Origin of the sequence: Paraburkholderia sp. UCT70, from assembly GCF_050434085.1 — a bacterium.
Taxonomy (GTDB): Bacteria; Pseudomonadota; Gammaproteobacteria; order Burkholderiales; family Burkholderiaceae; genus Paraburkholderia; species Paraburkholderia tuberum.
Genome location: NZ_JBNPVZ010000003.1, coordinates 600,751 through 616,392 on the forward strand (window position 1 = coordinate 600,751; position 15,642 = coordinate 616,392).

General features: G+C 59.0%; 19 protein-coding genes and 2 pseudogenes. 15 read left to right on the forward strand and 6 right to left on the reverse strand.

Translation table 11 applies throughout. The features are described from left to right. The first annotated feature begins 145 nt into the window (after positions 1 to 145). Entirely contained in the window at positions 146 to 727 is a 582-nt protein-coding gene (gene phaP / locus OKW41_RS20640; protein ID WP_429448128.1) for a TIGR01841 family phasin, read from the forward strand. A 266-nt stretch (positions 728 to 993) separates the two neighbouring features. On the opposite strand, the pseudogene OKW41_RS20645 reads toward phaP, so the two are convergent. Continuing rightward, positions 994 to 1,121: pseudogene (locus OKW41_RS20645) on the reverse strand (cold-shock protein); the annotation flags it as partial. 124 nt (positions 1,122 to 1,245) lie between these two features. Here OKW41_RS20645 and OKW41_RS20650 point away from each other — a divergent pair. The 8 genes from OKW41_RS20650 to OKW41_RS20685 all read left to right on the forward strand — a co-directional run bounded on the left by OKW41_RS20650 (position 1,246) and on the right by OKW41_RS20685 (position 5,774). After that, positions 1,246 to 1,422 (forward strand): DUF2442 domain-containing protein, encoded by a 177-nt coding sequence (locus OKW41_RS20650; protein WP_429448127.1) that lies wholly within the window; start codon positions 1,246 to 1,248, stop codon positions 1,420 to 1,422. Between the two features lie 159 nt (positions 1,423 to 1,581). Beyond that, entirely contained in the window at positions 1,582 to 2,010 is a 429-nt protein-coding gene (locus OKW41_RS20655; RefSeq protein ID WP_429448125.1) for a VOC family protein, read from the forward strand. Positions 2,011 to 2,576: 566 nt separating this feature from the next. Then, the gene (locus OKW41_RS20660; RefSeq protein WP_429448123.1) at positions 2,577 to 2,954 is read left to right on the forward strand and encodes a response regulator; all 378 of its coding nucleotides are present in this window, start codon (positions 2,577 to 2,579) and stop codon (positions 2,952 to 2,954) included. Between the two features lie 320 nt (positions 2,955 to 3,274). Beyond that, positions 3,275 to 3,547 (forward strand): XRE family transcriptional regulator, encoded by a 273-nt coding sequence (locus OKW41_RS20665; protein ID WP_429448122.1) that lies wholly within the window; start codon positions 3,275 to 3,277, stop codon positions 3,545 to 3,547. A 165-nt stretch (positions 3,548 to 3,712) separates the two neighbouring features. Beyond that, positions 3,713 to 4,096, forward strand: coding sequence for a hypothetical protein (locus OKW41_RS20670; protein ID WP_429448120.1), 384 nt, complete (start codon positions 3,713 to 3,715; stop codon positions 4,094 to 4,096). A gap of 62 nt (positions 4,097 to 4,158) precedes the next feature. Next, the gene (locus tag OKW41_RS20675; protein ID WP_429448118.1) at positions 4,159 to 4,899 is read left to right on the forward strand and encodes a 3-ketoacyl-ACP reductase; all 741 of its coding nucleotides are present in this window, start codon (positions 4,159 to 4,161) and stop codon (positions 4,897 to 4,899) included. Positions 4,900 to 5,148: 249 nt separating this feature from the next. Beyond that, positions 5,149 to 5,352, forward strand: coding sequence for a cold-shock protein (locus OKW41_RS20680; RefSeq protein WP_429573794.1), 204 nt, complete (start codon positions 5,149 to 5,151; stop codon positions 5,350 to 5,352). An 86-nt stretch (positions 5,353 to 5,438) separates the two neighbouring features. Next, positions 5,439 to 5,774, forward strand: coding sequence for a hypothetical protein (locus OKW41_RS20685; RefSeq protein ID WP_429448116.1), 336 nt, complete (start codon positions 5,439 to 5,441; stop codon positions 5,772 to 5,774). A 539-nt stretch (positions 5,775 to 6,313) separates the two neighbouring features. Here the strand turns inward: OKW41_RS20685 and OKW41_RS20690 are convergent. Continuing rightward, positions 6,314 to 6,727, reverse strand: a complete 414-nt coding sequence (locus OKW41_RS20690; RefSeq protein ID WP_429573795.1) for a response regulator — start codon at positions 6,725 to 6,727, stop codon at positions 6,314 to 6,316. A 524-nt stretch (positions 6,728 to 7,251) separates the two neighbouring features. Here OKW41_RS20690 and OKW41_RS20695 point away from each other — a divergent pair. Continuing rightward, the gene (locus OKW41_RS20695) at positions 7,252 to 7,668 is read left to right on the forward strand and encodes a GGDEF domain-containing protein (RefSeq protein ID WP_429573796.1); all 417 of its coding nucleotides are present in this window, start codon (positions 7,252 to 7,254) and stop codon (positions 7,666 to 7,668) included. 380 nt (positions 7,669 to 8,048) lie between these two features. Further along, the gene (locus OKW41_RS20700) at positions 8,049 to 8,384 is read left to right on the forward strand and encodes a hypothetical protein (RefSeq protein ID WP_429573797.1); all 336 of its coding nucleotides are present in this window, start codon (positions 8,049 to 8,051) and stop codon (positions 8,382 to 8,384) included. A gap of 6 nt (positions 8,385 to 8,390) precedes the next feature. Here the strand turns inward: OKW41_RS20700 and istB are convergent, their stop codons facing one another. Further along, positions 8,391 to 9,149 (reverse strand): IS21-like element helper ATPase IstB, encoded by a 759-nt coding sequence (istB, locus tag OKW41_RS20705; protein WP_429571338.1) that lies wholly within the window; start codon positions 9,147 to 9,149, stop codon positions 8,391 to 8,393. 14 nt (positions 9,150 to 9,163) lie between these two features. After that, complete coding sequence (gene istA, locus OKW41_RS20710; protein ID WP_429571339.1) at positions 9,164 to 10,705, reverse strand: IS21 family transposase; 1,542 nt, start codon at positions 10,703 to 10,705, stop codon at positions 9,164 to 9,166. A gap of 204 nt (positions 10,706 to 10,909) precedes the next feature. Here istA and phoU point away from each other — a divergent pair. Both phoU and OKW41_RS20720 read left to right on the forward strand, forming a co-directional pair. Continuing rightward, positions 10,910 to 11,407: pseudogene (phoU, locus tag OKW41_RS20715) on the forward strand (phosphate signaling complex protein PhoU); the annotation flags it as partial. Positions 11,408 to 11,733: 326 nt separating this feature from the next. Then, a complete protein-coding gene (locus tag OKW41_RS20720; RefSeq protein WP_429448110.1) occupies positions 11,734 to 11,961 on the forward strand; it encodes a hypothetical protein in 228 nt (75 codons plus the stop codon). 1,110 nt (positions 11,962 to 13,071) lie between these two features. Here the strand turns inward: OKW41_RS20720 and OKW41_RS20725 are convergent. Further along, a complete protein-coding gene (locus OKW41_RS20725) occupies positions 13,072 to 13,275 on the reverse strand; it encodes a cold-shock protein (RefSeq protein ID WP_429294749.1) in 204 nt (67 codons plus the stop codon). Between the two features lie 325 nt (positions 13,276 to 13,600). Between OKW41_RS20725 and hfq the strand changes: the two genes are divergently transcribed. Further along, entirely contained in the window at positions 13,601 to 13,849 is a 249-nt protein-coding gene (gene hfq, locus OKW41_RS20730) for an RNA chaperone Hfq (protein WP_429573798.1), read from the forward strand. A gap of 198 nt (positions 13,850 to 14,047) precedes the next feature. On the opposite strand, the gene OKW41_RS20735 is transcribed toward hfq, so the two are convergent. After that, on the reverse strand, positions 14,048 to 14,329 hold the full coding sequence (locus OKW41_RS20735; protein WP_429573799.1) for a hypothetical protein: 282 nt from the start codon (positions 14,327 to 14,329) through the stop codon (positions 14,048 to 14,050). A 177-nt stretch (positions 14,330 to 14,506) separates the two neighbouring features. Between OKW41_RS20735 and OKW41_RS20740 the strand changes: the two genes are divergently transcribed. Continuing rightward, positions 14,507 to 15,085, forward strand: coding sequence for a phasin family protein (locus OKW41_RS20740; protein ID WP_429573800.1), 579 nt, complete (start codon positions 14,507 to 14,509; stop codon positions 15,083 to 15,085). Positions 15,086 to 15,642: the final 557 nt, after the last annotated feature.

Consider the following 15,642-nt stretch of genomic DNA (forward strand, 5'->3'; position numbering starts at 1 on the left):
CGGGCTCGCGGCCGAGGCCCAATACGCCTGCGGAACTGGTGTCGAAAATGCAGCCGACCCGTGAGCTTGCAGACGGCGCGCTTCATCAGTTGGTCACCGTTGCCGAACATGCTGGGCGTTGGGCATACATCTTCTGGAGGCGAACATGAGTGATTTTCAGAGACAGGCTGCTACAGCCCAGCAAGCTAATCTTGACTTCTTTTTCGGCCTGGCCAGCAGAATGCTGGAGGGCGAGGAAAAGCTCGTCAGACTGAATCTCGATACGGCGAAAATGACGCTTGCCGACTGGCACCAACGCGAGCAAGACGGGCTGGCGAAAAAGGACCGAAAGGAAGTTGCCGGCCTGCAGGACGCGCTGGCGCTGCACTCGGCGGAGAAGGTCCTGACGTACGAACGTCAGGTTGCGGAGATTGCGTCGACCACGCAAACGCAGCTGGCAGAGGTCGTCAATGCGCGGTACCAGGAGGTCAGCCACCAGGTTCAATCGTTCGTCGAGAATCTCGCGCAAAACGCCCCGGTCGGCTCCGAAGCCGCAATCGCATTTCTGAAACAAGCCATCACGCTGGCCAACACCACTCAGGAAAGCGTGCAAAAGGCCACGAAGCAGGCAGTCGAAGTCGCGCAAAGTAACCTGGACACCGCAACACAAGCCGCATCGGAGATGACCGAAGCGGCTGACCAGGCAGTCGAGAAAGCAGCAAAAGCGGCGAAGGCGGCGAAGCAATGATTTGAAGGAACGTCGAACCCGTGGTCGCACGGCGCGGCGAGCTAACGCGCCTGGCCACACACTTCGACCTGGCCGCAACCGGACACGCCCGGCTCTCGTGTGCGCTGGTCGGTCGTTCGGGCGCACGTCAGGTCCGCCCGCGTCTGTTACCAGGCTCGCGCCGGGACCAACACACCAGAGGAGACCGTGTCACGGCAAATAGCTTAAGAAAGAATGGTCCGCTCGGGCGGACCATTCTTTGCATGTCAGCGAGTTGCGCTGAGGTGTCAGCTGGGATAGATTTTTGCCGCTACCTTCGGGCCTTGCTTCAGGTCAGAGCTTACCTTCTGGTTTTCGTGCAGCGATTTGAAGCCTTTTGCCTGAACCTCGGGAAGTGCACAAACAGGTCCTCGCCAAATTCCCGTCACTCAGGCGGTTGGCAATTCAGGTAGTGCTGACTCGCGTCGTCGGGCGTTCTTTCCTCAACGCCGCCGGACTGCGACCTGTCTTGTAACCTGTTTCCCATTTGGGAGGTAAGCATGCGCGGTGCGGCAGTTGACGTGCGTTTCGACGGCACGCATTTGCTTCTGGACCTGTCCGACGGACGGGCTGTCCGATTCCCATTGAACTGGTCTCCAGTTCGGGAGACAGCGACGCCAGCTGAGCGGGAACAAATTTGCCATCTCGATGGACCGCTTGCAATTGTTCTGGCCTGACATCGATGAGAATGTGAAGGTGTCTGCGCTGCTTGCCTTTCTGTCTGATACGGCACGTCGCTAGCGCTTTTCAGATACTTCGCGGCTCCTGCCTGGCACCGGAGCGGTGTCGCCATACATCGCGTAAGGCGCCGTTCAATTATTAGTTGGGGAGATGCCATGGAACGAATCGAAAACATCAAAATTCTGTTCGCCGCGGGCTTTGTTCAAATCGTTCGTGATGTGGGCGCAAGCCGCCAGCTCTACGGTGAGAACCTCGGCATCCCCTTCAAGGAGGAGAGTGGCGGCTACCTTCATACGGAGGTTCTGAAGGGAGCAAAAAGTTTCGCCCTGTGGCCACTTTCTCAGGCGGCGCAGTCGTGTTTTGGCAAGGACTCCTGGCCCGACGACATTCTTGCTCCACAGGCCTGGCTCGAGTTTGATGTTGATCGTGTCGAAAAGGCAACGGCGGAGCTTGAATCGCGAGGACATCGAATGCTCGTCAGGAGCAGGAAAGAGCCTTGGGGGCAGAGGGTGAGTCGTTTCATATCACCCGAAGGACTACTGGTCGGTATCACTTTCACGCCGGGGATGCGAGAAGAAAAGTAGCGCCCGATCGGGCACAAATGAAGCAGCCAGAACGGGTAGGCAAAGCGCCGGTCACCGAACCCACTTGCGTCCAGCACGACGGGGCTCGTGTTGCGCAGTTCAGCATCTTCCGTCCGGCGACGGCGGTGACTCGCCTGCTTCCGTCAGCGAACGCCTTCGGTAGCCGCGCGTCGTCGGCGTCGTCGGGCGCCCAGAAATACTGAACCGGGACCTTTAGTGAAATAACGCGTTCCACCGTCCGCCGTGGGAGGAAACCCGAAAGATAGCAGTTGTCGGCGGAAACCGATGGTTCGTCGCATGAAGTTTCCATGATGTGAAAGGCGTGTCATCAGCTTTACCGGGCGGCTAAATAGTGCTGGTTACGGACGTGCGCCAACGTACATACATTATTAATTCTGGCAGGGCGGTCGCCAAACTCACGGACGTTCGTGCTGCTATTTTAAGCTAAACGTCTGGTGGAATTGGGCATAACCATTTAACATACGTAAGCCATCCAAACAATTAGGATAATATAATAATACGAATCAATGTTAACCCGAGGTTTTTGGCATTTAAGGAGACATTGAATGGACGTGCTGGTCGTCGAAGATAATGAAGTGGTCGCGGACAGTCTGGCTTTCCTGCTTGACTGCTATGGTCACCGCGCCACGGTGGTAGAAGACGGAGAAAGCGCGCTCTCGCTGCTGTGCTACCGCGCTTTCGAACTGGTCCTGCTTGACGAGAACCTGCCCGGAATCAAAGGAAGTGCAGTCGCACTGTCGATTGTCAATACGCCTTTCGCTGACCGGCCCTTCATGGTCTCCATGACAGGAGATAGTGAGGACGGCGGACTCGCGCGGCTTTTCGATGTCTGTCTGCACAAGCCGTTCTCCCTCGAGGCACTTTTGCAAGTCATTGAAGATGCTCAAAGCTGTGGTGAGGCGAGCGCGCTCCTGGCCGCCTAGGCATTGCTTGGCTGTCTGCGGTCACTCCAGGGCCGAGCTAAACGCAAGCCCGGGTTGTGCTCGTCCGGATGGTTTGGACGACCTTTTTGTCGTATATGTGCAACGGCAAACGTGAACATTTATTTATGGGTTGGCGCCGCTGCACGCGCGGAGGAATAGTTGTTCTCGCAACTATAACGCCCGCCAGAGTGGCATCCGGCGTGCCGGCGAAAAGGCATCATGGCGTCATGAAGCCGTTGTGACCAATAAGTAGATTCGACCGGCACCGGAAAATCCGGTGTTGAATTGCAAATAAATAAAATCTGAGAGAAGTTAGACAAGTGAATCGACATACTCAAAGTATCGGTTATCTCGAGCGCAGTGCCTGGAATGACCGCCTGACGCGCGCCTTGGCCGCACGCCTCAACAGGGCATTGAAGCGCGCCGGCATCAGTTCGGCACGTGCAGCGAAGTGGCTGGGTGTGAGCGAATATGACGTGCAATATTGGCGAGGCGGAATCACCGTGCCGCCGCTGAACGCTTGTACGCGTCTCGCCACCATCCTCCATCTCGACGTTCACTGGCTTTGCACTGGGCATCCTCCGGTCGCCTGATTCGCAGTTCGCGGGAATCGCGGGCCAGGGGAGTTTGTGCTCCGTGGATTCCCGTACGTTCTGAAGTTCGCAGCCCGGTCGGCATCGCACTCGCAATGATGCAGTTGTACGCATTTCGGATGCGGCACAGCAGGCGTCTCTTGGGCAAACCCGGAGGGAATCGATGTGAAGGCAGTTAAACAAGATGCAGCGTTCGACCAGGCACCGCGTCTCAATAAGTACGAGATGGAGTTGTCGGGAGGCGCCTCGCATATCACGAACACGCTGTACGAGGAAAGCATGCTCGCGGCGGTCTCGGAAACCATTCTGGAGTTCGAGGCCTCGCACGGACGCGACGACCTGAAATCATTTGCGCACGCCCTTCTGAGAAGACTGGAGCAGCGCGGGAAGCCGCTGGCGGGCAAGGTGCTCCAGCACTTTATTGAGCGTGGCCGTTTGCCAGAGGAGGTACCCAGCGCGCCGACAGTACCTGTGTCTGCTCGCAAACCTGCCGCCCGGAAGCTGAAAGGCACGGCCTTGCGGGCGGCCAACGCGCGCCAAGCAGCGTAAGCCAGATGTATGTTGGCGAACTACAAGTTTCAATTCTTAACCGCAACAACCGAGGGAAGAACATGTCAAAGCGAATCGCTTATGTTACCGGCGGCATGGGTGGAATTGGTACAGAAATCTGTCAGCGGTTGTTCAAGGACGGATTCACGGTCGTCGCCGGTTGCGGACCCAACTCGCCCCGGCGAGAAAGATGGTTGAAGGAGCAGGAGGCGCTGGGCTTTTCGTTCACCGCATCCGAAGGGAATGTCGGTGACTGGGAGTCTACGGAGGCCGCGATTTCCAGGGTGAAGAAGGACGTCGGCGAGATTGACGTGCTGGTGAATAACGCCGGCATTACGCGGGACGGGACGTTTCGCAAGATGTCCAGAGAGAACTGGAACGATGTCATTGATACGAACCTGACCAGCCTCTTCAATGTCACCAAGCAGGTCATCGAGGGGATGGTTAGCAGGGAGTGGGGGCGAATCATCAACATCTCGTCGGTGAACGGGCAGAAAGGGCAGTTTGGCCAGACCAACTATGCGACTGCGAAGGCGGGCATTCACGGCTTTACGATGTCGCTTGCCCAGGAAGTAGCGACGAAGGGCATCACGGTGAATACGGTTTCCCCCGGATACATCGGCACGGATATGGTTCGTGCCGTGCGTCCTGAAGTACTGGACGCAATTATTCAGGGCATTCCGGTACGCCGTCTCGGAGAGGCGTCGGAAATTGCTTCAATCGTCTCGTGGCTCGCCAGCAATGAATCCGGCTTTGCGACCGGTGCTGATTTTTCGCTCAACGGTGGGCTTCACATGGGTTGAGACCTCTTTGGACGCGTGGTCCGCGCAGGCCGCTAGCAGTCCCGGCCTGCGTTTTCGCCAAGGTACGACGAGATGCAAGCGGCTTCGCGGCGCCCACATTGAGGGCTCAATAGAGGACCAGTCGCGACACATCAACGACCGATGTGACGCGCAGAAACAGTGTCAGCGTGGTGAGACTCTTCCTTCTGATTCGCCGCGCTGTGAAATCCAGCAAACGCGAATGCGACATTAAACTTTTGTGGAGTGAATATGGCAACCGGAACAGTAAAGTGGTTTAACGACGCCAAGGGCTTCGGCTTTATCACGCCGGGCGACGGAGGAGAAGACCTGTTCGCCCACTTCTCTGAGGTTCAGGGCAGCGGCTTCAAATCATTGCAGGAGAATCAGAAGGTCAGCTTCGACGTGAAGCAGGGGCCAAAGGGCAAGCAGGCTGCCAACATCAAGCCGCTGTAACAAGCCCGACGCTCGCCTCGTCGCGATGAATGGGCCGTTATGCGGCCCGTTTCGCAAAACGTACGGACAACCAGCTGGAGACCCGCATGCACGAGATGCCGCATATCGAACCCTCGTCCTGCCAGGTTACCCGCAAGACGTTGCGCTTTCTCGCACGCGACGTCCGAAATCCTGGCGCAGCCCTGGTTTACTGGCTGGGGGTGACGGAGCCCTCTGCGGAACCGAGCTTTTTCAACGCCATGCAAACATACGGACCGTTGATGCAGCTGGTTTTACCCGACGAACGCCCTGGCGTCTTCGTGGAGCGGGGCGCCGTTCAGAGAGTCCAGGATTCCGGAGTCGTGAAGCGACTCGTTTTCAAGGACGGGTCGTCGCTCGACGTTCGATATGACGGGCCGTGCCGCGACCTCTGCGAGGGGTGAATCGCGCTGACGGAGCAGGAGGGATACCTTGTGCTCACGGCCGGGGATGGACAGGCGGCGCGCGCCGTAGCTGCCATCGAGAGCCCGGTCTCATTGTTACGGACTGGATGATGTCGCATATTAACGGCGTCGAATTGTGTCGACGGCTAAAGGGCGATACCGCCCCACCCGACATTTCAGTGGTCATGCTGGCGGCGGCGCTACCGCGTGAACCGGAGGAGCCGCGATGGGACGTACTGTTACTAAAGCCCGCCCCCATAGGCCGTGTGATAAAGGCGATTCATGGTCTGCTCGACGGAGCGCATTCGCAGGTACCAGGACGGATATCCGAAGAGTGAACGTGCAATATCTCGTTACCCTCACCTGAGCGCTCCGCAGATTCGGTCTTGCTGGTATGAAGCTTTTGGCGTTGTTTCCTTGGGCGCCGCTGGGCTGCGACTTGTCTTGCAACCTGTTTCCCAATCAGCGGGGAAGCATGCGCGGTGCAGCAGTTGACCTGCCATTCGACAGCACGCACTTGCTTCAGGGCGCCGCCTTTCTCATTGCCCGGTGGGCGCCTCGGGCGACGCGCCCCGGTGCGTTGTCCCACCCAGCGCACCCTGCACAGTTCTGACCAGCGCATCCCTGTCACAGGGCTTTGGGAAGCGGGCGATTGCGCCTGCGGTCAACACCGTCTGCCGCGCAGCGATGTCGTCGCTTGCAGTGATGAAAATTATGGGCGTGCCCGTTCCTGCGAGCGGTGCTGGACCTGACGGGCCGTTGAGGCCGGGCGATTCCATGTCGAGTATCACGCACTCGCGATGGTACGAAGGGTTCGCGGCCAGGCGTTCCAGGAACGTGCCTCCGTCGATGAACGTGTCAGCCTCTATGCCTTGGGAACGCAGAAGCCGTTTGGTGGCGCGCAATATGGATTCGTCGTCGATAACCGCGACCAGCTGACTGGTTGTGCCCACATCAATTCCCAGTCCGACCAAATCGCAAACGACGTCACGGATTGAGCCGGTCCATAGCACCGGTAATCAGTAACTGGAAGCAGGTCTAGGACGCGTCATGAATTCAGCGTGGACAAGGCGTTCGCTGACTGCTGCAAGATGCGACGAATGACTGTCCCGGCCGCGCAGAACACATCCGTGTCGATGGCTGACCAGCATCTATCAGGCCCGATTCTCGAAACGGCGCTCTTAACGTGAATGTACGGTGCCGGCGCGCAGGCGGATTACCGTCGCCGGACGCAGTCCGAACGGGCCGGAGCAACGGTGGACGTGAAAGATGATTCCGTCACGCGGCGACATCTTCGTCCGAGATTGCGTTCGATGCATCGGGCAGGCCAAGTCGCGCACACACTTTTCATGACTCTTCTGTTGGCTATCCCGTAGACGAAAGAACGGCCGGATGGCATTTTCGGTGACGGCGCTGGGCCACGCGCGTCGAACGGGACAACATGGTTCCACCGTGCTTCGTCAGGAGACAACGACATATGAAACCTATAGAAGACCTGCCCTCCTTAGTTGCGGCTCATGTTGTGCTGTTACGCTCATTGGCTTGTGGGCCGAAGGCGCGGGACTTTGCGCAGACCGCCCTTGGTGCTGTACGGCGGTCGGATATTGTTAGCCGCATCGGCGGCGACGAGTTTCTCATCGTTCTGCCAGGCGCATCGCTGGACGAAGCGTCTGCCGCCATCGAGCGGGTGCGGCGTGAGGTGTCTGGACGTACAGTCTGGACAAGCCCGGGACGGAGAATTCGCTACGCGTCTTCTGCCGGGTGTGCGAGGTCCTGCCTTCCGACGATGCGCGCGGTGCACTGTCGCGAGCGGACCGCGCACTATACGCAGCGAAACGGGCGGGCCGGAACCAGGTGCAACGGCGATAACCATCGCAACGGTACCGGTACCTGAGCACTCGGTGACAGCTGGCGTAATTCCGTGCAAGTGTCCGTATGCAAATACGGGGCGCGACCACTGGAAAACCGAAGTCTGGTCCGCTCCGCGAATGCCGGCGTGGCTACGTACATCAGAGCGCGAGCAGAATGGAGTGCCCGTTGATATTTGCGTATGCAACCGGTTTCGGTACTTCCGGCGACCCGCAACATTTGTTGTTGTGAACATCGAACGCGAAGCGTACGATAATACGGTATATACGGTTTTCCAGGTCGTGATGATGTGGGACTTTGATTGCAGGGGCGCTCCGGGGCCCGAATGACCGAATGGCCCTCCATGAAACGGGACGCGGCAGGCAACGACAATTACGTCCCTGGCGTTTTTTTGGAGAAACGAACATGTCGGAAAAGCACCTTTCCAGCAGGTTCGAGGCGGACCTTGACCTCCTTTCATCGAAGCTGCTCGAAAGGGGCGGACTCGTGGAAGCACAGACGGCACACGCGCTGGCGGTTCTGAACGAATTCGATTCGGCGCTCGTGGACGACGTCCTCGAGGGTGAACGTCGCCTCAATGCGATGGAAATCGCAATCGACGAAGAAGTCTGCCAAATCATTGCTGCATATTCCACGCAAATCGAGCGGCCATTCTGCGGCAAAGCGAGCAAGCATTCCACGCGAAACCGAGCAGGCATTCCACAACAAAGCGAGCGCTGCGGACATGGCGACGCGGGGTGAGTTTTTTTACTCCTTCCCGCCTTCGGCGGTCAAACTATTTCGGCGCTTGCGCATCGATTCGCCTGAGAGCGTGAAGCGATGCGCGTTGTGAACCAGCCGGTCGAGAATTGCATCAGCGAGCGTCGGATCTCCGATGGCAGCATGCCAGCTGTCGACTGGAATCTGGCTGGTGACGATCACCGAGCGCCGGCCGTGCCGGTCGTCGAGCACCTCCAGCAGATCGCGCCGCGCCGCATCTGACAGCGGTGCCATGGCCAGGTCATCCATGACGAGGATGTCGGTCTTGGCCAACTGTGCCAGCAGCTTTGCGTAGCCCCCACTGCCGTGCGCGATGGCCATCTCCTCGTTGAACTTCGGCATGCGCAGATAGCAGGCCGAGAAGCCCTGGCGACACGCCTGGTTGACCAGCGCGCATGCAAGCCAGCTTTTACCGAGCCCGGTTGGTGCGACCAGAATGATGTTCTGGTGCGCCCGTACCCATTCGCCAGTGAGCACCCGGGCGAGCAGCGCACGATCCAGTCCACGGGGCTCGCGGTAGTTGATGTCTTCGGGCACCGCGTCCGGGAAACGCAGCTTCGCGCGGCGTAGCCGCGCCGTGAGCAGGCGCGACTGACGTTCGCTTGCTTCCCGTTCGACGAGCAGCCCCAGGCGCTCCTCGAAGCCGAGCTGGTCGATGCTGCTCTGGGATTGCTGGTCGGCCAGCGCGGCGGCCATGCCGAACAGGCGCAACTCGTGCAGCCGCTCGACAGTTGGATGATGCAGCATGTCATGATCTCCTTTCAGTGGTAGTAAGACGGTCCACGCACGTTGGCATGCGCGAGCGGCAATTCGGTCTGGGCGGCGGCCGTGTCGGCCCTGTTCTCCAGACCGTTCTTCAGCGTCGAGGCGATGAACCGATAGCTCGGCGCTTTAAGATCAATGGCACGCTGGCAGGCGGCTTCCAGTCGCGCATGGCCATAGTCCTTGCCCATGCGCAGCACGCCCAGACAGGCGCGGTAAGCCTGCTGTGGATGCTGGCGACCGCCAAGCAGGTGTTCGATGACTGCGGCGGTGTGCGGGCCGATCTCCATGGCCCAGTTGATCAGCCGCTGCGGATTCCACTCGGTGGTCGCTGCCCGATGATTCGCCGGCATGTGGGCGGCGATCGTGGTGTGATGGCCGCGGCGCTCGCTCTTCGCGTGCGCGGCAATGCGCTGACCGCGCAGGAAGATCTCGACGGTCGTCTTCGTGTGGCGCACCTCCACCTGCTCGCGGGCGTGGCTGTATGAGACGGAGTAAAAGTGTTCGTCGAGCTCGACATGGTAATCAATGCCGACGCGAGCAACCTTCCACTGCGCATACTGGTAGGGTCTGTCTGGCAGCGGACGAAGTGCCGGACGATCAAGTTCCTCGAAGGCGCTGCGGCGGCAACCGGGCAGTTTCTTGAACGGCCTGTTGTTCAGTTCAACGAGGAGTGCCGCGATCGCGCGGTTGGCTTCGTCGAGGCTGAACAGCCGCTGGTTGCGCAGCCGTGCCAGAATCCAGCGCTGCGCCAGGAGCACCGACTGCTCGACCTTCGCTTTATCACGGGGCCGACGTTTGCGGGCTGGGATGATCGCCACGGAATAATGCGCGGCCATCTCTCCATAGGTCCGGTTCAGAACCGGATCGTAGAAGTCGGCTTTGTGCACGCCGGACCTCAGGTTGTCGGGGACCAGGATCTCGGGACAACCGCCAATGAAGTTCAAGGCGCGCACATGCGAGCCAATCCAGTCCTCAAGCTGCTGGGTCCAGGTGACTTCGGCGTAGGTGTAGTTTGATGCGCCGAGCGTCGCGACGAATACCTCTGCTTCACGGATCTCGCCGGTGTGCGGATCGACGATGCCCAACCTGTTACCCGAATAGTCGATGAACAGCTTCTCCCCGGGCGTGTGCGTCTGGCGAAGCGTGACCGGCAACGCTGCCGCCCATCGCTCGTAATACTTGCAGAACCAGCTGTAGCCGTAGCCTTCGGGCTCCTGCGCTTTGTACTCGTTCCATAGCAGGTCAAGCGTCACGCCTTTCCTGCCGAGCTCACGATGTACCATCGGCCAATTGGGCATCGGCCGTGTCCGGCTTGACGACGGCGGCGGCGGGAATAGCAGCGCATCCAACGCTGTCTCCTCCATCGTCATCGCCTTCTCGAAGTCCAGTTGTGCGCGCCGTACGCGATCCAGATAGTCCCAGACCGTCGCGCTCGATGCGCCTATCGTCGTCGCGATCTCACGCTGGCTACGCTGGCACACAAAGCGCAGGCGTAGCACTTCCTTGATTTGACGCATGGATAACCTTTTATTCGACATTCGCTCGCTCGACAAAATCGTCAAGCGTGCCATGGTTATCCCGCGTTGCCGTCCCTCCAGCTTACCGCTCGGTTACGCGTGGAAATCGCGCTCGGGCAGTCGCGGAATCCCTGCTCGATTTGCCGTGGAATCGACGCTCGGCTTGCTGTGGAATCCGTGCTCGGTTCGCCGTGGAATTGGTGTTCGGTTTGGCGTGGAATACGCATCATTGCGCGTCGACAGCCCGCCGCTCGTGACCTGCGATTCCTGATGGCCACTTCGAAGTGCATTACAAACCTCGAGCGCGCGGGCGACGAGGCGCGAAAGCTGGTAAAGCGTATGCGCCGAATCCACAGGGATGGCGTTGCCAGAGCGCTCAACATCGCTGAAATCAGGGTCTCCGGCGAAATGGCCCTTAACATCCTGCGCAGGGCGCTGGATGCATATGCGCGGATGGATGCGGTTGTCGCTGCACAGATTGTTCGGGACGATGAGGCCATCGACAACGAGTTCCGGGCGTTTGTGCGCAAGCTCGTAACGTATATGACGGATGACCCTCGGACGATTTCGATTGGACTGGACTACCTGTTTATAGCAAAGGCCATCGAGCGTATCGGCGACCACGGGAAGAACATCGCCGAATTTGTCGTCTACGCTGTCAAGGGTGCGGATGTTCGTCATGCACATCGAAAACAGCTTGTGTCCAATGCATCAGGTGTGTAGCGCTCGCGAGGGCAGAGCGACACTTCCAGGCGTTTCGATGCTTCCTGAGGGAGCTTTCGTCATTCTCGTCAAAGAGAGCCTGGGGGTTCATTCGTACCTGTAGACGCCTTGCTTCGTTTTTCGGCTCAAGCGACCAGCTTCCACTATGCCCTCGCCGCTGTGTCACCTTGCCTTGACGCCTGTGCCGGCGGGCGGGACACTCAACCCGAGTCGTTGTGCGGCCGACGTCTTGCAAAGCGCTGAGTAACTCAAACCTCTGAGATTCCAATCTGACGGGTTACGTCGAACGCCGACTGGAACATAGGCCGCGAAAAAGGAGAAGCTCCGTGGCGTATGTACTGTCATTTTCGCAACTGTATTCAGACTCGGTCGGCGCAAGCCATTTTGCGTCGGTTAGCATCGAACTGGTTACCCGCAACTTCGCGCCGCCGGCAGAATCCTTTGACGTGTCGGATTTCGCTGCAGCGACCCGCTACGGATTTGTGCGCCTGCCCGGCGGATGGGTCGGCGACCCCCATGTGTCTGTTGGTATTTTTTCTCAGCGGGGAGATTGAGTTCGAGGCAAGCGACGGCGAGCGACGTCGCGTTGCGGCAGGAGGCGCGATCCTGCTTGAGGACACGACGGGCAAGGGGCATCAGAGTCGTGTCATCGGCGACGGGCCAGCGCTTCTCGCCGTGGTTCAACTTTGACGTCGTGGTTCCTTGCAGGGGCGCGAGCCCGAGCCGTCGCGGTTAAGTCGTGCTCGGAAGGTGTAGGTCCGAGCCGTGGATGCGCGCTGTATGTGCGCGACGCCCCGCATGACGCTGAAGCGCCGTTTGCTTGTCAGCAGAGCGGATAGCGAATCGATATCGCCAGGTTAGTCAGGGACGCTGCTGAGGCGAATTCGAATGCAATGCACCCCCTCGTCTCGCGGGGCGATGCGAACGCCGAAATTATCCAGCTAGTGTCGACCTCCAACGGATACAACCCCGCACCCGAAAGCAAGGTCAAGGTCAGGAGGCGTTTGCGCGGCCAGTGTTATTGGCAGCAACGATTTTGTGCTTTTTCTTCCAGTCGCGTGGCCAGGTCGCTCGACGTACCGGAACGACCCCTTTGACGTGCTGTAGCTATCGTTCCGAAGAGTACGGATTGTGCGCGCCTTTCCGAACTTCTCGGCCTGGTTCTAAACGCCTGTCGTCAGTACAGGCCACGCTTTGCGCTAAATAGGTACTTTCCCGGAAGACAGCCGCCAATGACGGCGGCAATGGGCCAGCCAGCGGTTCGGGTTGACGAAAATGAAGCCGCCCATCCGGCAACGGCGGGCTACAACTTCGGAAAAAGCCTAGTGTGCCATGTACCGCGATGCGCAAAAAAAGCCGCAGACATCGCTGCGGCCGAAACACACACGCAACGCATTGGGGGCGCTGACGTGGCAATAATCGTATAGGCCCGGGCCAAAGAAGCAATCGGGTATATCGTCTGGATATTGGCCGCCAGCGCTTTGAGCCCTTGTCGTCACGACTTCGCGCATGCTACTCGTAAACCACTGTTGCAAAGGCGCCAGGGCGTCATGGCGGTGACATCTTGCGGTATCTGTTATCGATGCCGGAAGCGGCAATGCTGGTGAAAAGCAGATGGCCCGCATGAGCGGGCCATCCGGTTCAAACCATTCGACGACCCACGCCTACAGCGGCTGAATGTTCGATGCCTGCTTGCCCTTCGGGCCTTGTTTCACTTCGAAGCTCACCTTCTGGCTCTCTTGCAGCGATTTGAAGCCGCTTCCCTGGACTTCAGAGAAATGTGCGAACAGGTCTTCTCCGCCATCATCTGGCGTAATGAATCCGAAGCCCTTCGCGTCGTTGAACCACTTGACTGTACCGGTTGCCATTTTGCTGAATCTTCCAAAGAGACGTGTTGTGTTGGACGCCAGTCAGCTGGACGGCTGACTCGAGCCATTCCGGTTTTACCACAGCGGATTGAAGGCCGACAACCAGGGGCATCGGCACATGGAGACTTCAATCACTTTTCGTTGCCTCCGCAACATGTTCATGCTGACGGAGAACCGAAGGAGCGAAGGTGGCCGCGAGGAGGCCCCTGACTTGCCTGTTGCCGGCCCCGAAGGGAACTCGGCGAAATCTGTTCGACGGCTAACCCATCCTGCCGTTAGAGCACGCTACGATAGCGAATCCGCCTCACCTACGCCGGGAAAGAGTATGTCGAATCACGCCTCTGTTCAGGACGACTTCCTGCAGGCACTCGCGAGCGGAAAGACGCTTTCGAGCATATACATGGTCAACGGAATCAGGCTAACCGGCCTGGTTGAAACGTTCGACCGGTTAGTCGTCGTCCTTGTGCCCCAGACTGGTCGCCAGATTGTATTCAAGCACGCCATCTCTACGGTGATGCCCGGCGTGCAGGAACGAACGTCACGGTCGCCCGTGCGACCGGGCGCCGGGAGATAGCGATGCACATGCAGTGAACAAAGTCCTATGGGTAACGACGGCGCAGCGCCGCGTTGCGTGCGGAAATGCCACCGGCCTAATCGTCGACCCGTCTTTCGCCGACGACGCCATCAGATAGCCTATCCATCGCGAGCGAAGAAGCTTCGAGGTTGCTTCGTCTTCTTCCGCTGCCAGCTCTGGCGGGCGTAACCGCCTCACCTAACGCTTCACGCCCACGGCACGGCGCATCGCAGCAGTGATACCTTGCCTGGTACGCCAGTAGCCTTCCCATGGGTCGGCGTTCAGCGTGCGCTGCCGGCCGACCGCCTTTCTCATCGTCCAGGGGGCGCCGAGCTCGACGCTTTTCAGCTCTTCCCATGAGACGGGCATTGATACGGCCATTCCCGAACGCGCACGCACAGAGAACGGCGCGACGGTGCTCGCGCCGCGACTGTTGCGCAGATAGTCAGGGAAGCTGTCTCGCCATGCATCGTCGTGCATGACTGAGGCGCCTTGTATGGCGCGCCGCTGTATGCAATGCAAAGCACAAGCTGACGTTGCACGCGTTGCCGGGACCAACCCTTGCTGCACCTCTGATTCCTGCCCTGTGGCGTGTCGTTCAGGTTCCTTCAAGTGGCTCCACGGACCACTCGCCACGTTACCCAGATGGAGGTTGCAATGAGCAGTCTTTCCGGCGAACTGGCGGTTGCTTCGCAGAGAGCCGGCTTCGAAACCCTATCCGATGCGTGGGCCCACGCATTCGGCTGCATCGAAAAGCTGACTGAGCTGAACCTGCGGGCGGCTAAATCGACGCTCTCCGAAAATCAGGCAATCATCAGCACGGCGTTGTCAACCAAAGACCCGCAGCAGCTGTTCGCATTGCAGGCAAAGCGGGCGCAAGCCGTCATGGAAGAAGCACAGTCGTACTGGCGGCATTTGTACAACATCATGTTCAACGCCCAGGCCGAACTGGCCAGGAGTGCTGAGGCCCAGTTCAGGCGGCAACAGCGGAATACCCAAGCGCTTATTGACAAGGTCTCAAACAATGCACCGGCGGGAAGCGAAGCCGCTGTGAGTGCGTTGCAATCAGCTGTTACGGCGGTCAGTGAGGCGACGAGCGCAACGATTGAAACCAGCAAGAGGGCCGCCGAAGAAGCACGCGGAATTGCCGAAAACAACGGTGAGGCAGCAGCTTCCGCCTCAAACAAGGCGACCAGACAGGCCGTTGAACAAGCCAAAGCTGCCACAAAAAAATAGGTATTGGTTGACATGTAAATGCTGGAAACGGTTTGACTCTCGTGCCTTCGACCTCGCTATTACATCGGAACAGTCGTGACGAGCGGCGCAGGCACCGCGTTTGGGCGTGAGGGTCCCGAGCCCGTTGGCGGCTTCAGTCGAACGGTATGCGAGTGGACGCACGCGCATCGTGAGCGCCCCTTGGCAAGGCAATGCGCAGGCGTCAGTTGACGGATGCCTGTCGCCTAGGCGTGTGGCTTTGGAACGCTTGAGTCGTATGCATGGAAACTTGCACCTACGGTTCTCAGGGGGAGGCGTAGCGGCGACGCTGCGACCTTACTCGTTCCCGGCAAGTGTTGTATGTACGCGAGTCACTCCCTATGAATCGCTATCAAGCAGGGCTCTTTTAAAACGGCCACAGACGAGGTGTCAACAATGGGCTCCGGCACTATCGCGCCGCGTCGAATGAACATCTCTTCGACTGCTCGGCGCGATGGGGTGGCCCGCGGGGGAAGGAACCAGTGCGCCTCCGCAAGGACACCGACACCGAGCTTCTTGCGCGCAGCGAGCTTGAACCT

What these genes read in the sequence shown, in the direction of transcription:
- hfq (WP_429573798.1), top strand. Translation starts at nt 13,601, where the DNA reads ATGTCGAATCACGCCTCTGTTCAGGACGACTTCCTGCAGGCACTCGCG.
- OKW41_RS20660 (WP_429448123.1), top strand. Translation starts at nt 2,577, where the DNA reads ATGGACGTGCTGGTCGTCGAAGATAATGAAGTGGTCGCGGACAGTCTG.
- OKW41_RS20685 (WP_429448116.1), top strand. Translation starts at nt 5,439, where the DNA reads ATGCACGAGATGCCGCATATCGAACCCTCGTCCTGCCAGGTTACCCGC.
- OKW41_RS20735 (WP_429573799.1), bottom strand. Translation starts at nt 14,329, where the DNA reads ATGCACGACGATGCATGGCGAGACAGCTTCCCTGACTATCTGCGCAAC.
- phaP (WP_429448128.1), top strand. Translation starts at nt 146, where the DNA reads ATGAGTGATTTTCAGAGACAGGCTGCTACAGCCCAGCAAGCTAATCTT.
- OKW41_RS20740 (WP_429573800.1), top strand. Translation starts at nt 14,507, where the DNA reads ATGAGCAGTCTTTCCGGCGAACTGGCGGTTGCTTCGCAGAGAGCCGGC.
- OKW41_RS20675 (WP_429448118.1), top strand. Translation starts at nt 4,159, where the DNA reads ATGTCAAAGCGAATCGCTTATGTTACCGGCGGCATGGGTGGAATTGGT.
- OKW41_RS20680 (WP_429573794.1), top strand. Translation starts at nt 5,149, where the DNA reads ATGGCAACCGGAACAGTAAAGTGGTTTAACGACGCCAAGGGCTTCGGC.
- OKW41_RS20700 (WP_429573797.1), top strand. Translation starts at nt 8,049, where the DNA reads ATGTCGGAAAAGCACCTTTCCAGCAGGTTCGAGGCGGACCTTGACCTC.
- OKW41_RS20650 (WP_429448127.1), top strand. Translation starts at nt 1,246, where the DNA reads ATGCGCGGTGCGGCAGTTGACGTGCGTTTCGACGGCACGCATTTGCTT.
- OKW41_RS20725 (WP_429294749.1), bottom strand. Translation starts at nt 13,275, where the DNA reads ATGGCAACCGGTACAGTCAAGTGGTTCAACGACGCGAAGGGCTTCGGA.
- istB (WP_429571338.1), bottom strand. Translation starts at nt 9,149, where the DNA reads ATGCTGCATCATCCAACTGTCGAGCGGCTGCACGAGTTGCGCCTGTTC.
- OKW41_RS20655 (WP_429448125.1), top strand. Translation starts at nt 1,582, where the DNA reads ATGGAACGAATCGAAAACATCAAAATTCTGTTCGCCGCGGGCTTTGTT.
- OKW41_RS20695 (WP_429573796.1), top strand. Translation starts at nt 7,252, where the DNA reads ATGAAACCTATAGAAGACCTGCCCTCCTTAGTTGCGGCTCATGTTGTG.
- istA (WP_429571339.1), bottom strand. Translation starts at nt 10,705, where the DNA reads ATGTCGAATAAAAGGTTATCCATGCGTCAAATCAAGGAAGTGCTACGC.